We start from the raw sequence: 15813 nt of genomic DNA on the forward strand, positions 1-15813 counted from the left end.
GAGCGGAATGTTTCAAAAAGTATTGATTGCCAATCGCGGAGAGATTGCCGTGCGTATTATCCGGGCATGCCGCGAGTTGGGCATTCGTACGGTCGCCGTCTACTCCGAAGCGGATCGTGAAGCGCTTCATGTGAAGCTGGCCGACGAAGCCTACTGTATTGGTCCAAAGGCATCCAAGGAAAGCTATTTGAATATAGCAAACATCATGAGTGTAGCGACCAAGGTAGGGGCAGACGCCATCCATCCTGGTTATGGCTTCTTGGCGGAAAACGCCGACTTTGCCGAGATTTGTACCGCCTGCAACATTGCCTTTATCGGTCCAGACCCAGAAGCAATTGTGAAGATGGGGGACAAGTCCACAGCGAAGGATACGATGAAAACGGCAGGTGTACCTACTGTACCAGGTACGGAAGGCCTGATCGAAGATGTGGCTGACGCTGTAGTCACCGCAAACGAGATTGGCTATCCTGTCATGGTCAAAGCGACAGCGGGTGGCGGCGGACGCGGAATGCGTGTAGCTGTAGACGACGCAGATTTGGAAAAAGCGATCCGTCAGGCGCAAAACGAGGCAAAAACGGCTTTTGGCAATCCAGGGGTATACTTGGAGAAGTTCGTGGAAGGCCCGCGCCATGTGGAAATTCAAATCATGGCAGACAAGCATGGCAATGCCGTATACCTCGGTGAGCGCGACTGCTCCATCCAACGTCGTCACCAAAAGCTGATCGAGGAAGCGCCATCTCCAGCATTGAGTGAAGAGCTGCGCCGACAAATGGGTGAAGCTGCGGTTGCGGCGGCAAAGGCCGTTTCCTATCACGGTGCGGGCACTGTCGAGTTTTTGCTGGACAAACACGGACAATTCTACTTCATGGAAATGAATACACGTATTCAGGTAGAGCACCCTGTAACCGAGCTGGTGACTGGCTTTGACCTGATCAAGGAGCAGCTGACCGTAGCGGCAGGTCAACCATTGTCCTTTACGCAAGAGGATATCCAACTGGATGGCTGGGCTATTGAATGCCGCATTAATGCTGAGAATCCTGCGAAAAACTTCATGCCTTCGCCAGGTCGTATCACGGAATATTTGGCGCCAGGCGGCTTTGGTGTGCGCGTAGACAGTGCAGTGTATGCGGGATATTCCATTCCGCCCTACTACGACTCTATGATCGCCAAGCTGATTGTGTGGGGCAAGGATCGTAACGAAGCGATTGACCGTATGAAGCGTGCCTTGAGCGAATTCGTCATAGAGGGTATTACGACAACGATTCCATTCCATTTGAAGGTATTGGAGCACGAAGTATTTGTCAGCGGGAATTTCGATACGAAATTCTTGGAAACCTACGACTTGAACCTGGATGAAGAGTAAGTAGGGCTGATTTGTAAAAATACGGTGTGCTTGGTATAATGAATTACAAATTAAAGGGAGGTGCGAAGCATGGAAGAGTTTACTCCAGATTTAGATAGAACAGAGCTTGGTAAGGTCCAGATCGCTCCCGAAGTGTTGGAAGTGATCGCCGGCATGGCTGCGTCCGAAGTAGAAGGTGTGGCGCAAATGAGCGGCGGTTTCGTAGGAGAAATAGCTGAACGTTTAGGCCGTAAAAATATAGCACGTGGTGTGCGTGTAGAGGTTGGCTCCCGCGAAGCAGCGGTGGATGTTTCGATCATTGTTAAATACGGACATCGCATCCCGGAAGTCGCTCGAAATATTCAAGATAGTGTACGAAATGCGATTGAGAGCATGACAGGTCTTTCAGTAGTTGAAGTAAACGTACATATCGTTGATGTTGAGTTGAAAGCAGAAGAAAAAGCGCCGGCACCAGTACCGGTCGAAGAACACCAGCGCGTGCGCTAACAAGCAGCGGATGGATGCCCCCTACGAACAGGGGGCATTTTCCTCATTTGAAAACCTGATTTTGTTTAGGCTTTCCGCGTAAATTCATGGAGTTTTCTGGAGCGTGCCGTGTTTGTCTCCTTTTTCAAACATGGCTGAAAGGAGAGGTGCTTGTGAACTTGTTTGACCGCTTTATCTTGACGATTTACAGCTTTGCGCTCATTGTTTTGTCCTGCATCGCGATAGCAGCGACCAGCGGATTGATCCCGCAAGATTTTTTCCGTCCATACGTGGATCAGGTGCTGGCGGGTACGAACATCACCTATCTCATTGTCGCGATCATTTTCCTCGTAGTTAGCCTTCGCTTCTTTTTCAGTTCTTTCCGCTCTAACAAGCCTAAAGTAGAACGGGGAATCCGTCAGCGCAGTGATTTGGGTGAGGTTAACATTACGATTCAGACGATCCAGACCATTGCTGAGCGTGCAGCGCGCCGTGTTAAAGGAGTGCGCGATATGAAAACGACAGTCAAAGCACTCGAGAGCGGCAATATTATCACCCTGCGTGTTTCAGTAGATGGAGAGACGCCATTGCCTGAACTGACACAGAAGCTACAGGCTGACGTGAAGGAGCAAGTCGAAGGGATTGCTGGTGTTGTCATTTCTGAGGTAGCCATTGTCGTGACGGAAGTAGCTCAGCAGGAAAACTACGCGGCTCGTAAACGGGTGGAATAGAAGGTGAAGTAAATGGTGCGGGAGTTAATGTGGGAACACAAGGGGAAGCTAATGGGGGTTTTGGCCGGACTTTTTTTAGGCATCATCTACCTTCTCGTGGGATTTTGGGATACACTGGTTTTTGTTGTGTTTGTCGGGACCGGGTATTATATTGGTCGCAAGCTCGATCATAAAGAAGACTTGCGTGAAATACTCGACAAGATTTTGCCAGGCAAGTTTCGGTGATAGAAGGAAAGTCCGAGCTCATTTTAATTAGTAGGTGAATGAATGGTATGAAACGAAGAACAGCACGAGAAAAAGTAGTCCAATGTCTTTTCCAAATCGATATGGCAGAGGTTCCGCTAACGGATGCGGTTGCCCTCGTCATGGAAGAATCCGAGGAAAATGCACAGTATTTGCGTTATCTCCTCGATGGTGTATTGAAGAACTTGACTGAGATTGATTCAGAAATCAAGAAGTATCTGCGTGGATGGCAATTGGAACGCATCGCCAATGTAGATCGAGCTATTCTTCGTCTGGCGTTTTACGAGATCATGTTCGAGCAAGACACTCCTGACAAAGTCGTGATGAACGAAGCGATTGAAATCGCGAAGCTCTTTAGCGACGAGCAGTCCCACCGATACATTAACGGTGTGTTGTCGAGCTTCTTGCAATCACGTGAAACCAAGCAGGCGTAACAGGTAGGAGATACAAGCATGAGTAAGGTAATGTTGGGAATCGACACGAGCAATTACCGGACATCACTGTGCTTGGCTGAGGAAGACGGCCGAATTGTCGCAGAAGCAAAACGCCTTCTGAAAGTAAAGGAGGGCAAGCGCGGACTGCAACAATCCGAAGCCGTCTTTCAGCATGTGATGAACCTGCCGGAATTAAGTGAAGAGATGAAGTGGAAGGATTACGAGATTGCAGCGATTTGCGTGAGCGAGAAGCCGCGTCCGCAAGACGGATCTTATATGCCTGTATTTAAGGTAGGCGAGGGCTTGGCGAAATCGTTGGCGACTTATTTGCGGGTTCCCCTGCACTTGACGACTCATCAAGAGGGACATATCGCGGCGGGGGAATATACCGCTGAGGTGCGTCCGACAGAGGATCGCTTTTTGGCTGTGCATTTGTCTGGCGGCACCAGCGAGTTGTTGTTGTGCGAGCGTCATACAGCCGGTTATGCCATTGAGAAAATCGGTGGGACGATCGATCTGCACGCAGGTCAACTGGTCGATCGTATTGGTGTGGCACTCGGACTGTCCTTTCCTGCCGGTCCCGCGTTGGAACAGTTAGCCAAGGACTCAACAGGCGGGTTTCGGATTTCTTCAGCGGTTGACGGGCTTTCCTTTAGTTTTTCTGGTCCAGAAGCATCGCTTTTGCGGGAAGTGGAGAAGGGCAGTACGAGCCCTGCTGAGATTGCGCGGGCGACAGAGCAATGCATTGCCAATACACTGGAGAAGTCATTGCGCCATGCAGTAGAGCAAGGCTACCCGAAGGACATCTTGATTGTTGGAGGAGTAGCTGCTAATTATTACATACGCGAGCGGCTGATCAAACGCCTGGAACACCCTGCTGTGAAGGCGAAGCTGTACTTCTGTGACCCCGTTTACTCCGGTGATAATGCCTATGGAGTCGCTATGTTGGGGTGGATGAAGCAAAAGACGAACATTAAATAAATGCGAACTTTTTATAATTCGGCTTTACAGCTGAGGGGGAAATCGGTACACTTAACGTATCGACGTTGATAAAGGAGGCATTTTCTCCATGGCTGCAACCATTCTTCAGGGAAAAGAAGTAGCACAGAGTATTCGGGCCGAATTGGCGAACGAAGTAGCTGAATTGAAAAAGCAAGGGATCGTACCGGGGTTGACTGTTGTCATTGTGGGGGACGACCCAGCTTCTCACTCCTATGTACGTGGGAAAGCAAAAGGCTGCGAGGAAGTCGGTATTTCATCCGAGATTATTATGAAGGACGCTGACATCACAGAGGAAGAGTTGTTGGTTATCATTCAACAGTTGAACGAAAATCCGAACGTTAATGGGATTTTGGTTCAGCTTCCTCTTCCTGCTCATATTTCAGAGCATGCGGTAATTGAAGCCATAGCACCTGAAAAAGATGTGGACGGTTTCCATCCGATTAGTGTAGGAAACATGGTATTGGGAAATGATACGATGCTTCCTTGCACGCCGCACGGGGTTATTGAATTGATCAAGCGCACAGGCACCCCAATGGCAGGTAAACATGCCGTGGTGATCGGACGAAGCAACATCGTTGGTAAGCCGGTCTCATTGCTACTGCAACAGGAAAATGCTACGGTAACCATGTGTCATTCTCGTACACAAAATCTCGAGGAATACACGCAAAAGGCAGACATCCTCGTCGTAGCAACCGGTAGGGCTCATATGATCGGCAAGGAACATGTCAAACCGGGCGCTGTCGTCATTGACGTAGGTGTGAATCGCATCGAAACGGGTAAGCTGGTTGGAGATGTCAAGTTCGACGAAGTCAAAGAAGTGGCTAGCTTTTTAACACCTGTTCCAGGCGGTGTTGGCCCGATGACGATTACGATGCTGCTGAAAAATACCGTTGCGGCAGCAAAAAAGCAAGCAAAACAATAGAAGAAAATCGGCAACTTATTATAGAATGGATAAGGCATAAGCTTTATCCATTCTTTTGCATAGTCCTTGTTACATGCACGGCTAAGCCAAGTTTTTGTAAAGGAGGGGCCGCATGGCATTACAAGATATCTTATCTGTCAGTGATCTCAATCGTTATATTAAGCTGGTGCTGGAAAAGGAACCCCACCTGCAAGATATATGGGTGAGAGGGGAAATCTCCAATTTTACCCACCATTCCAGCGGTCATATGTATTTCACGCTAAAGGACAAGCAGTCACGCATCAAAGTCGTCATGTTTGCGAGCCATAACCGCTTCCTGCGTTTCTTGCCAAAAGATGGGGCAAAAGCAATTGTACGCGGGTCTATTTCTGCATACGAACGGGACGGCGCATATCAGTTGTACGCAAAAGAAATGCAGCCAGATGGTCTCGGCTCGCTTTATTTAGCATTTGAGCAGCTGAAAGAAAAATTGGCTCAAGAAGGGTTGTTCGCAGCAGAGAGGAAGCGAATGCTCCCGCGTTTTCCCAAACGTGTCGGTGTCGTTACTTCTCCGACAGGAGCGGCCATTCGAGATATTTGCACGACGATTCGCAGGCGATATCCGCAGGCAGAGATTGTACTTTCACCAGCAGTTGTCCAAGGTGCGGATGCACCTGCATCTATTGTCTCCGCAATTCGGATCATGAACGATCAGCCTGACATTGATGTTCTCATCGTAGGGCGCGGTGGTGGTTCCATCGAGGAGCTGTGGGCGTTTAATGATGAAAACGTAGCGAGGGCAATTGCTGCATCACTCATCCCTGTCATCTCCGCTGTAGGACACGAGACGGATGTGACGATCGCTGATTTCGTAGCAGATGTCCGGGCAGCTACGCCGACAGCAGCTGCTGAATTGGCTGTACCGCATTATTTGGAATGGGTCGAGAGAGTGCGGCAGCTCGAAATACGGATGCATCGAGCAGTGCGTGGTACCATGACAGCGCAGAGAAACCGTTTGACACGCTTGAGCAATTCGTATGCGATGCGCCAGCCGGAGCGGAGGCTCGAGGAAGCCGCAGAACGATTGGATCGGGCACATTTGCGGATGCGACAATCGATGAAGCATTTGCTGGAAAGAAGACGCGAACGCTATGCGAGATTAGACGAACAGATCAAGCGCTATCGCCTTGCTGATCAAATCGGGGATAAAAGAAAAAATCTGTCTAAACTCCGCGCCACCTTGGACGAACGGATGCTGGGGCGTCTCAACCAAAAAAGAATGGCATTCGCAGCTCGTGTAGCTACGTTGGAAGCACTGAGTCCGCTGAAGGTCATGCAGCGTGGATTCTCACTCGTATACACCAATGACAGACTCGTGAAATCGGTGGAACAGTTTGCCCCTGGTGACGAGATCATGGTACGATTAAGTGATGGCAGTGCGACTGCGCGTGTGGAAAAAGTGAACCGGGAGGAGGAGAAGCAGAGTGGCTCGCAAGAAAACAGAACAAGAGACTGATATGCAGTTCGAGGACGCGATGAAGCGTCTGGAAGAAGTCGTCAATCGACTCGAGGAAGGAGATATTCCCCTCGAAGAAGCGATTACGCTTTATCAGGAAGGAGTAACTCTTTCCAGAATTTGTGGCCAAAAGCTGGATGCAATCGAAGCGAAGATTACCCAGTTGGTGGAAGAAGACGGACAGGTAAAGCAGAAGGCTTTTCGCGTGGAAGGAGAATCATGATCGGCGTGCATACATTCGAGAGTTATTTGGTGGAGAAGACCGCCTTTATAGAACAAAGACTCCTGCCTGCCCTTGAGCAGCAAGGAGTTCCGGAAAACTTGTACGAATCCATGAAGTATTCGCTCATGGCAGGCGGAAAAAGGCTGCGTCCCATGCTGGTGTTGGCGGTCCTCGAAGCACTGGACAAGCCGATTGAACGGGGTGTGGCATTTGCGGCTGCCTTGGAAATGATACATACGTACTCCTTGATTCACGATGACCTCCCTGCGATGGACGACGATGATCTTCGTCGCGGAAAACCGACCAACCACAAAGTATTCGGTGAAGCAACAGCCATTCTCGCAGGAGATGCCTTGCTGACGAGAGCGTTCGCATACATTGCAGAAGCTTACATGGATCGCGCGGATGTTTCAGCGGCTACTACCGTGAAACTGATTGCGGAGCTGGGAAAACGCGCAGGAGCAACTGGCATGGTTGGCGGACAGATGGCTGATATCGAAGGGGAGAGCAAGCGCCTAAACCTCGATCAGCTCGAATTTATTCATCGTCACAAAACGGGTGATCTCTTGATCGCAGCCTTGCGCGGGGGAGGCTACCTCGCTGAAGCATCCGAAGGTCAAATGGAAGCATTGACACGCTATGGTGTTTGCATTGGTCTTGCTTTTCAAATTCAGGATGACATCTTGAATGTGGAAGGGGATGCCCAAGAGCTGGGGAAAGCAGTTGGCAGCGATGCGGATCGGGAAAAAGCGACGTACCCATCGCTTCTTGGTCTAGCCGAATCGAAGGCGCGTCTTGATGAATTGATTGCGGAGGCAAAAGCAGCGCTTGCAGATGCGGGAATCGAGAATTCAGCACTCAGCCCTTTGGCCGACTACGTGCGTGATCGCAATAAATAAGGGAAAGCTGGCAACCCATACGGGAAATGCCAGCTTTTTTGTGTAACTACCTATTACAAGCTTTTGTCGTCAATGCTATTTAAAAATTGTTCAATCTCGCCAATCACCGATGGTATACAGTCGTCCTCAAATGGAGAATACAGCTTCGCCACTTGTACCAGCTCGAGAAACGATTTACTGCCTCCCTCTTGGCAAAGCGTCAAATAATCCTCCCAAGCTTGCTTCGGCTCAGATTGAGATCGTTTCCAAAATTGGAACGCGCAAATCTGTGCAAGTGTGTAGTCGATGTAATAGAAGGGACTTTGGAAAATATGCGTTTGCTGCTGCCAGAACCCGCCCTCCTCAAGATACTCATTCTGTGCATAATTGCGATGCGGGAGGTACTTGCGCTCAATTTCACGCCAAGCGTGTTTACGCTCTGCCGGGGTCATATCTGGGTTCTCGTAGACAACATGCTGGAACTCATCCACAGAGACGCCGTACGGAATGAACTGGAGACCGCTGCTCAGATGAGAGAATTTGTATTTGTCGGTATCTTCCTTGAAAAAATGCTCCATCCATGGCCATGTCAAAAATTCCATGCTCATCGAATGTATTTCACATGCCTCATAGGTTGGAAAATGATATTCAGGAACCTCAAAATCCCGGCTTACATACACTTGAAACGCATGCCCTGCCTCGTGCGTAAGTACGTCAATATCATCAGAGGTACCGTTAAAATTGGCGAAAATAAAGGGGAGTCTGTAGTGGCTGATGTATTCACAGTAGCCGCCTGTAGCCTTTCCTTTTTTGCTCAATAGATCTAAACAGTCATTGTCTAGCATGAAGTTATAAAATTCGTCGGTTTCAGGTGACAACTCGGCATACATCTTTTTCCCGTTTTCCACAATCCATTCCGGCGGGCCTTTCGGGCTTGGATTCCCTGTAGCGAAATCAAAGGAAAGATCGTAATACTCTAGTGTATCGACACCAATGCGTTGGCGCTGACGTTCAACGAGCTTTGACGCTACTGGAACGATGTGCTCAAGCACTTGCCGGCGGAAACTGGCTACCATTTCTGCGTTGTAATCGGTACGATTCATACGTGCGTAGGCTAGCTCCACGAAGCTATTGAAGCCGAGTTTTTTGGCGATGCGTGTGCGTACCTTGACGAGAGTATCGTAAATGCGATCAAATTCGTCCGTATGTTGCCGCATATAATCATACTTCGCTTCATTAGCGCGTTTTCGTATGTCTCTATCTTTCGCAATTGTAAAAGGAACCATCTCCGAAAGGTTTCGCTCTTCTCCTTCAAACATGATTTTGGCAGAAGCTTTCAGTGCGACATATTGACTGGCCAAACGGTTTTCTTCCTGCAAATCAGTGATAACTTCCGGAGAAAATGTACGGAGTGTGCTCTCTGCGATGCGAAACAGCTGTGCTCCCCATTTTTCTTCCAATTCAGCGCGGAAGGGAGAATCGACGATCGCCTGATAGTAGCGGGAAACGATGCCAGTATACAAAGGAGTTGCATCATCCCAATAGTCCTGCTCCGCTTTGTAGAAGGGATCTTCTGTATTGATTGTGTGGCGAATTTGTGCGACATTCCGCGCAGATTCCACTTCTTGTCGCAGTTTGTTCAATTGAGCCATGATCGTATCTTGCTCGGAGAAGCTTGAAGCATGTTGAAACGCTTCCAATAATTGCGCGAATTGTCCTTCAACTTTGTCCATATCCATGCGCTCATACTGAATTTGTGAGAACTTCACGGACGTCCACCTCTTTTGTTCGGATTATGTATTCCAAACCATCTTACCAGAAAATGCAAGATATCGCCTTCATATTCGTATATGTTGATCAAAAGTGGTGTTTTTATTAAGAAACCGTTATAATGAATCAAGCTGAAAATAAGCGGAATCGGCTATAGCAATAAGAAAAGCCGGGTTTTCTAGTGGCTTGATTGATATGCAGCATGCACAATCGCCGGAGAACGAACAGTGGAAAGTGAGGAATACCAATGCTGCTTACTACTATAAATGATCCTCAAGACTTGAAAAAGTGCACGCAACCGCAGTTACATACATTGGCATCCGAGATCCGTCAGTTTCTAATCGAAACGCTCTCGAAAACAGGCGGACATCTCGCGCCGAATCTGGGTGTCGTCGAGCTGACGCTAGCGCTGCACTATGTTTTTGACAGTCCCAAGGACAAGCTGATCTGGGATGTCGGACATCAAGCATATGTACATAAAATGCTGACAGGACGCCGGGAGATGTTTCCGACCTTGCGTCAGTACAAAGGGTTGTGTGGGTTTCCCAAAATGGTGGAAAGCCCGCATGACGTATGGGAAACCGGGCATAGCAGCACGTCGTTGTCTGCCGCAATGGGGATGGCGACTGCGCGGGATTTGAAAAAAGAAAAGAACCATGTCGTTGCTGTGATCGGAGACGGTGCGCTGACAGGCGGTATGGCTCTGGAAGCCTTGAACCACATCGGTCATGAGCGCAAGAATGTCATCGTTGTGTTAAATGATAACGAAATGTCCATCGCGCCAAACGTTGGTGCCTTGCACAACTACTTGGGGAAAATTCGCTCGACGGAGAACTATCAATGGGCGAAGGATGAAGTCGAAGGATTGTTGAAATCCATTCCTGCTGTAGGGGGCAAATTAGCTCACATGGCTGAACGCTTCAAGGACAGCATGAAGTACTTGCTCGTATCTGGCGTTCTCTTCGAAGAGCTAGGCTTTACGTATATTGGTCCAATCGACGGACATAACATGGAGCTTTTGCTCGATACACTGAAAACAGCCAAGCATACAAAAGGTCCTGTTTTAATTCATGCCATCACGAAAAAAGGATTAGGCTATGCGCCAGCTGAAGCTGACTCGGTCAAGTGGCATGGTATCGGTACGTATAAAATCGAGTCAGGGGATACACCGAAATCTGCACCAACGTATACGTCTGTTTTCGCGGATACGATGATGAAGCTCGCAGATGAAGACAAATCGATCGTGGCTGTTACCCCAGCGATGCCAGCGGGTTCAGGTTTGATCCCATTTGGACAGAAGTACCCTGATAGATTGTTTGACGTTGGGATTGCAGAGCAGCACGCATGTACATTTGCGGCAGGATTAGCAACACAAGGCTTGAAGCCGGTCTTTGCGATTTATTCGACTTTTTTGCAAAGAGCCTATGACCAGTTGATCCACGATGTCGCGCGTCAAAAGCTCCATGTGATTTTCGCCGTTGACCGTGCTGGACTCGTCGGAGCAGACGGGGAGACACACCAAGGGATGTACGATGTGGCATTCATGCGCATCATTCCTAACATGGTCATTATGGCACCGAAGGATGAAAATGAGCTGCGTCACATGATGAAGACAGCAGTGGAATATAAAGGCGGTCCGATCTCTTATCGTTATCCGCGATTGCCAATTCGTGGCGTCAAAATGGATGACGATCTGCAAGTGTTGCCAATCGGAAAAGCGGAGATTGTACGCGAAGGCAAACACGTGGCGATTCTCTCGTTTGGTCACGTATTCGAAATTGCTGAGGCGGCTGTCAATCAGCTTCAAGAAGAAGGAATCAAGCCGATGCTTGTCAATGCACGTTTTTGCAAGCCTTTGGACGAAGAGCTTTTGTTCCGTCTGGCAAAGGAAGGCTACGATATCATTACGGTTGAAGAAGGCTGTGAAATGGGCGGATTCGGCAGCGCTGTCATTGAATGCTACAATCGTGCAGGCTATCACGAAATGAATGTACAGGTTGTTGCGGTACCTGATTATTTTGTTGAGCATGGAAGTGTGAAAGAACAGCGGCAAGAGGTCGGTCTCACAGCTGATAATATCGCTGCTCGTGTCCGATCCTTGATGCCAATTTCGAAGGGCGTAGTGGAAGCATGAGTGTAAGGAAAGAACGGATCGATGTTCTCTTGGTCGAAAGAGGCCATTATGAGACCAGAGAAAAAGCAAAAGCAGCCGTAATGGCAGGCCTTGTGCAAGTAGCTGGCGAGCGCTGTGACAAGCCGGGAACCAAATTTGCCGAGGATGTTGCGATTACGGTGAAGGGAGAGGTACACCCGTATGTGAGTCGGGGGGGCCTCAAGCTCGAAAAGGCATTGCGGGTCTTTGCGATCGACATGAAGGATCGTGTTATGATGGACATCGGAGCTTCGACTGGCGGTTTTACAGACTGTGCACTGCAAAACGGTGCGCGACTTGTATACGCCATTGATGTCGGGTATGGACAGCTCGCATGGAGCTTGCGACAGGATGAGCGAGTGGTTGTCATGGAACGGACGAATTTCCGTCATATGGACCCGGAAGCTTTTGAGCATGAACGCCCAAACGCAGCATCGATTGACGTATCGTTTATTTCTCTGCGATTGATATTGCCTGTGTTGTATCGTTTTTTGCTCGATGGCGGTGACGTCCTTGCCCTGGTCAAGCCTCAATTTGAAGCAGGCAAGGATAGAGTCGGAAAGAATGGAATCGTCCGTGATCCAGAAGTACACGAGAGCGTTCTGACTGACATTGGCCAATTTGCCAGTGGATTGGGTTTCGCACTGAAAGGCTTGGATTACTCTCCGATTACAGGAGGGGAAGGAAACATTGAATTTGTTATGCATGTCCAGAAAAGTGAGGGCGGCATGGATTCGGAAGCTTGGTTGCAATGCGTGACAGAGGTAGTTGCGTCTGCGCATGCGAATTTGAAATAGGATGAAAAACCAAAGCCTCGGGAGTTTTGTCACAAACGAGGCTTTTTATTTATGCATGTGAAGTTGTATACTTGAATATGAGGTTGTTCAAGAAGGATTTCCAACCAACCAGTTTTGGGGTGGACCACGTGAAGAAAATTGGAATCATAGCGAACAAAGGAAAACCCGAAGCACGTATCGTTGCACGGGAACTGCTGTATTTACTTGAGGACAGAGGGGCGCACGTATTCCTGGATGAACATGTCGCACCAGATGTAGGGCATCCAGAACTGGGCGCATCTGTAGAAGAGATGGGGAAGCAGGCGGATTTGGTTTGTGTATTGGGAGGCGATGGCACGCTACTCAGAATTGCTCGCCAGCTTGCCGGTCACTCTATCCCGATCTTTGGAATTAATTTAGGTACGTTGGGCTTTTTGTCGGAAGCGGAACCGGAGCATCTGCCTCAGGCTGTAGACAATCTCCTTTCTGGAAAGTACGACATTGAAAAGAGAGCCATGCTGGAAGCTTGTTTGGTGCGAAAAGGAATCACACTGGGGACATACACGGCCATGAATGATATAGGGATTGCAAAAGGTTCATTTTGCCGGATCATTCAATGTGCGGTCTTTCTGGATGATGAGTACGTCGCAACGTTCAGCGGAGATGGTGTCATTGTCTCTACGGCGACAGGATCAACGGCATACTCACTCTCTGCAGGCGGTCCAATAGTGGCGCCCAATGTGGACATGCTATTACTGACACCGGTGGCTCCGCATTCCTTGACGGCCCGACCAATGGTACTGTCAGGCAATCAAACGATCCGGGTCGAAGTGGATGCCATTCATCAAGAGATGGGACTGTCCATTGACGGGCAGTTTGGGTATCGACTCGAGGGCGGCGATCAGATTTACATTAAAAAGTCACCGTGTGTTACCCCGCTGATCAAGTGGAAAAAAGGTGGCTTTTTCGAAGCAATACGAACGAAATTACAAGGGGAATGGGAGTAATCCATATGAACAAAGGGCAACGACATATTCGTATTCGGGAGATCATCAGCAATCAAGAGGTGGAAACACAGGATGATCTGGTGGACCGCTTGCGGACTGCTGGCTTTAACGTGACGCAAGCGACTGTATCCCGAGACATCAAGGAACTACACTTGGTAAAAGTGCCACTCCCTGATGGACGATATAAGTATTCAATGCCTGCTGAACAAAAATTCAATCCACTGCAAAAGCTGAAACGCATGCTTGTGGATTCCTTTATTAGCATTGACCAAGCCGATCATTTTATTGTACTGAAGACACTTTCGGGACATGCGAATGCGGTAGCTGAACTGATTGACAACCTTCCATGGGAAGAAATCATGGGGACTATCAGTGGCGACAACACCATCCTGATTATTTGCCGTTCCAAAGAAAATACCAATGAAGTGACGAAACGCTTAATGGAAATGTTGTAGAAGGTGGTCGCTTGCGATGCTAGTGGAACTCTCGATCCGAAATTTTGCCATCATCAAATCAGTGACAGTCTCTTTCCAAAAAGGGTTAAACATCCTGACAGGGGAGACGGGTGCCGGTAAATCCATCATTATCGATGCGCTAGGACTGTTGTTAGGAGGCCGGGCTTCGGCTGATTTTGTCCGTTACGGTGAGCCTCGTGCAGAGGTGGAGGGGCTGTTTGAATTGCCGCCTGGTCACCCTGGACTTGCCGTTTGTAACAATGTCGGTGTCCAGATTGAGCAAGACGGTATGCTTGTGGTACGCCGAGATATATCGAATCAAGGTAAGAGTATCATTCGAATCAATGGACAGCTCGTGACCCTTGCTATGCTGCGTGAGTTGGGGCCATGGCTGGTTACGGTGCATGGACAACACGATACGCATATGCTGATGCAGTCAGACAAGCATATCAATTGGCTCGACGCATATGGGGAAAGTGCGTTGGGAGCTGCAAAGCAAGAGTACGGCACCCTGTATGCTGCTTACCGCAAAACAAAGCAAGATCTGGAGCGTATGGCGCGCAATGATCGGGAGCTGGTTCAGCGTATCGATCTATTGCAATATCAGCTCGATGAAATTGAGGCGGCAACCCTCACGCCTGGCGAAGACGAGAAGCTCATGCAGCAGCGGAAAAAGTGGATGAACATTGAAAAAGTTTATTCAACGATTCAAGATGCATACCGCGCATTGCATGGTGACCAAAAGGGCATGGATTGGTTAGGACATGCGATGGGCGAGCTTGAGCGTGGTGTGAACTACGAAGAACAGCTCGTTCCGATTTTGGAAATGGTCCAATCGGCATACTATCAGATAGAAGATGTGGTGCATAACCTTCGTCAATTGTCGTACCAAATGGATTTTGAACCGGAGCAATTGGCGGAAGTAGAACGCCGTCTTGATCAAATCCAGTCGTTAAAACGCAAGTATGGCAAAAGTGTAGACGATATTTTGGAGTATGCTGCCACGATTCAGGATGAATTGGATGACATGCATCACTACGAAGATCGCCTTCAGCAGGTGGAAAAGCAATTGCAGGAGCTTGCAGCCGATTTGGCAGTGGAGGCACTGGAATTGTCGGTTATTCGTTCCGAATGTGCAGGAAAACTCGCACAAGAGATCGAGCAGCAGCTAAAAGAACTGCACATGGAGCGTGCTCGTTTTGCCATCGACGTCAGACAGACGCCGGATGATGACGGGGTAGAAATCGACGGTATCAAGCGCTTCGTTGATGCGAACGGAATGGATCAGATCGAGTTTTTAATCTCACCTAACCCGGGTGAGCCATTGCGTCCTTTGGCGAAAATTGCTTCCGGCGGAGAGCTGTCTCGCGTCATGTTGGCCATTAAAACGATTTTGGCGGGCACTGATCAAGTGGAGACCCTTATTTTTGATGAAGTCGATACGGGTGTAAGCGGAAGAGCAGCTCAAGCGATAGCAGAAAAGCTCGCCCGGGTCGCTGGGCAGCGCCAGGTCTTGTGCATTACGCACTTGCCACAGGTTGCATCCATGGCAGACGCGCATTTTCTGATTAAAAAGGAAATGAGCGAGAATGAAACAGAGACGCTGGTGCATCGTTTGTCTGATGATGAACGGGTAACGGAGCTGGCTCGCATGCTAAGCGGGGCTGAGGTAACAGCAAAAACAGAAGAACATGCGCGCGAGATGATTCTTCTCGGCCGTGAACGAAAGACTGTCAGCTAATTTAGCTGGCAGTCTTTTTTTATTGTAGGTAGTACAACGACGGTCTCGCCAAGGGCTTGTGAAGCCTGGTTTTCTAATGTTTTGAGTGGGTTATTTTCCTGACATAATCCGCTTGGCTGGTGGCAACATTAAAGGTACACAAGGTGGAGGTGTCCC

Annotated in this window: 16 protein-coding genes; 15 read left to right on the forward strand and 1 reads right to left on the reverse strand. The window is 48.9% G+C overall.

Annotated elements, in window-relative coordinates:
- Positions 1–7 precede the first annotated feature (7 nt).
- The 10 genes from accC to FB479_RS11080 all read left to right on the forward strand — a co-directional run bounded on the left by accC (position 8) and on the right by FB479_RS11080 (position 7777).
- Positions 8–1363 carry an acetyl-CoA carboxylase biotin carboxylase subunit gene (gene accC, locus FB479_RS11035; protein ID WP_142065037.1) on the forward strand — a complete coding sequence of 452 codons (1356 nt, stop codon included), beginning with the start codon at positions 8–10 and terminating at the stop codon, positions 1361–1363.
- 69 nt (positions 1364–1432) lie between these two features.
- Complete coding sequence (locus tag FB479_RS11040) at positions 1433–1849, forward strand: Asp23/Gls24 family envelope stress response protein (protein ID WP_106652920.1); 417 nt, start codon at positions 1433–1435, stop codon at positions 1847–1849.
- 152 nt (positions 1850–2001) lie between these two features.
- Positions 2002–2559, forward strand: a complete 558-nt coding sequence (gene amaP / locus FB479_RS11045; RefSeq protein ID WP_106652921.1) for an alkaline shock response membrane anchor protein AmaP — start codon at positions 2002–2004, stop codon at positions 2557–2559.
- Between the two features lie 12 nt (positions 2560–2571).
- Positions 2572–2784, forward strand: coding sequence for a DUF2273 domain-containing protein (locus FB479_RS11050; protein ID WP_106652922.1), 213 nt, complete (start codon positions 2572–2574; stop codon positions 2782–2784).
- Between the two features lie 47 nt (positions 2785–2831).
- Positions 2832–3236 (forward strand): transcription antitermination factor NusB, encoded by a 405-nt coding sequence (gene nusB, locus FB479_RS11055; RefSeq protein WP_088907127.1) that lies wholly within the window; start codon positions 2832–2834, stop codon positions 3234–3236.
- Between the two features lie 18 nt (positions 3237–3254).
- Positions 3255–4217 carry a tRNA (adenosine(37)-N6)-threonylcarbamoyltransferase complex transferase subunit TsaD gene (locus FB479_RS11060; RefSeq protein ID WP_106652924.1) on the forward strand — a complete coding sequence of 321 codons (963 nt, stop codon included), beginning with the start codon at positions 3255–3257 and terminating at the stop codon, positions 4215–4217.
- A gap of 88 nt (positions 4218–4305) precedes the next feature.
- Positions 4306–5160, forward strand: a complete 855-nt coding sequence (gene folD / locus FB479_RS11065) for a bifunctional methylenetetrahydrofolate dehydrogenase/methenyltetrahydrofolate cyclohydrolase FolD (RefSeq protein WP_142065040.1) — start codon at positions 4306–4308, stop codon at positions 5158–5160.
- 112 nt (positions 5161–5272) lie between these two features.
- A complete protein-coding gene (gene xseA / locus FB479_RS11070; RefSeq protein WP_142065043.1) occupies positions 5273–6655 on the forward strand; it encodes an exodeoxyribonuclease VII large subunit in 1383 nt (460 codons plus the stop codon).
- The gene (gene xseB, locus FB479_RS11075; RefSeq protein ID WP_048032540.1) at positions 6624–6878 is read left to right on the forward strand and encodes an exodeoxyribonuclease VII small subunit; all 255 of its coding nucleotides are present in this window, start codon (positions 6624–6626) and stop codon (positions 6876–6878) included. The genes xseA and xseB overlap by 32 nt, the downstream gene beginning before the upstream one ends.
- Complete coding sequence (locus FB479_RS11080; protein ID WP_106652927.1) at positions 6875–7777, forward strand: polyprenyl synthetase family protein; 903 nt, start codon at positions 6875–6877, stop codon at positions 7775–7777. The genes xseB and FB479_RS11080 overlap by 4 nt, the downstream gene beginning before the upstream one ends.
- 53 nt (positions 7778–7830) lie before the next feature.
- Here the strand turns inward: FB479_RS11080 and FB479_RS11085 are convergent, their stop codons facing one another.
- On the reverse strand, positions 7831–9525 hold the full coding sequence (locus FB479_RS11085; RefSeq protein ID WP_142065046.1) for a M3 family oligoendopeptidase: 1695 nt from the start codon (positions 9523–9525) through the stop codon (positions 7831–7833).
- 248 nt (positions 9526–9773) lie between these two features.
- On the opposite strand from FB479_RS11085, the gene dxs reads away from it, so the two are divergent.
- The 5 genes from dxs to recN all read left to right on the forward strand — a co-directional run bounded on the left by dxs (position 9774) and on the right by recN (position 15657).
- Positions 9774–11660 (forward strand): 1-deoxy-D-xylulose-5-phosphate synthase, encoded by a 1887-nt coding sequence (gene dxs, locus FB479_RS11090; RefSeq protein WP_142065049.1) that lies wholly within the window; start codon positions 9774–9776, stop codon positions 11658–11660.
- Positions 11657–12475 (forward strand): TlyA family RNA methyltransferase, encoded by an 819-nt coding sequence (locus FB479_RS11095; protein ID WP_106652930.1) that lies wholly within the window; start codon positions 11657–11659, stop codon positions 12473–12475. Before dxs ends, FB479_RS11095 begins: the two co-directional genes overlap by 4 nt.
- Before the next feature lie 128 nt (positions 12476–12603).
- Positions 12604–13461 carry an NAD(+)/NADH kinase gene (locus FB479_RS11100; RefSeq protein ID WP_106652931.1) on the forward strand — a complete coding sequence of 286 codons (858 nt, stop codon included), beginning with the start codon at positions 12604–12606 and terminating at the stop codon, positions 13459–13461.
- A gap of 5 nt (positions 13462–13466) precedes the next feature.
- Positions 13467–13916: a transcriptional regulator AhrC/ArgR gene (ahrC, locus tag FB479_RS11105; protein ID WP_047068862.1), complete on the forward strand. Its 450-nt coding sequence runs from the start codon at positions 13467–13469 to the stop codon at positions 13914–13916.
- A gap of 16 nt (positions 13917–13932) precedes the next feature.
- Positions 13933–15657, forward strand: a complete 1725-nt coding sequence (gene recN / locus FB479_RS11110; RefSeq protein ID WP_142065052.1) for a DNA repair protein RecN — start codon at positions 13933–13935, stop codon at positions 15655–15657.
- Positions 15658–15813 lie beyond the last annotated feature (156 nt).

The sequence above is a fragment of the Brevibacillus sp. AG162 genome, from assembly GCF_006715575.1.
Taxonomy (GTDB): Bacteria; Bacillota; Bacilli; order Brevibacillales; family Brevibacillaceae; genus Brevibacillus; species Brevibacillus brevis.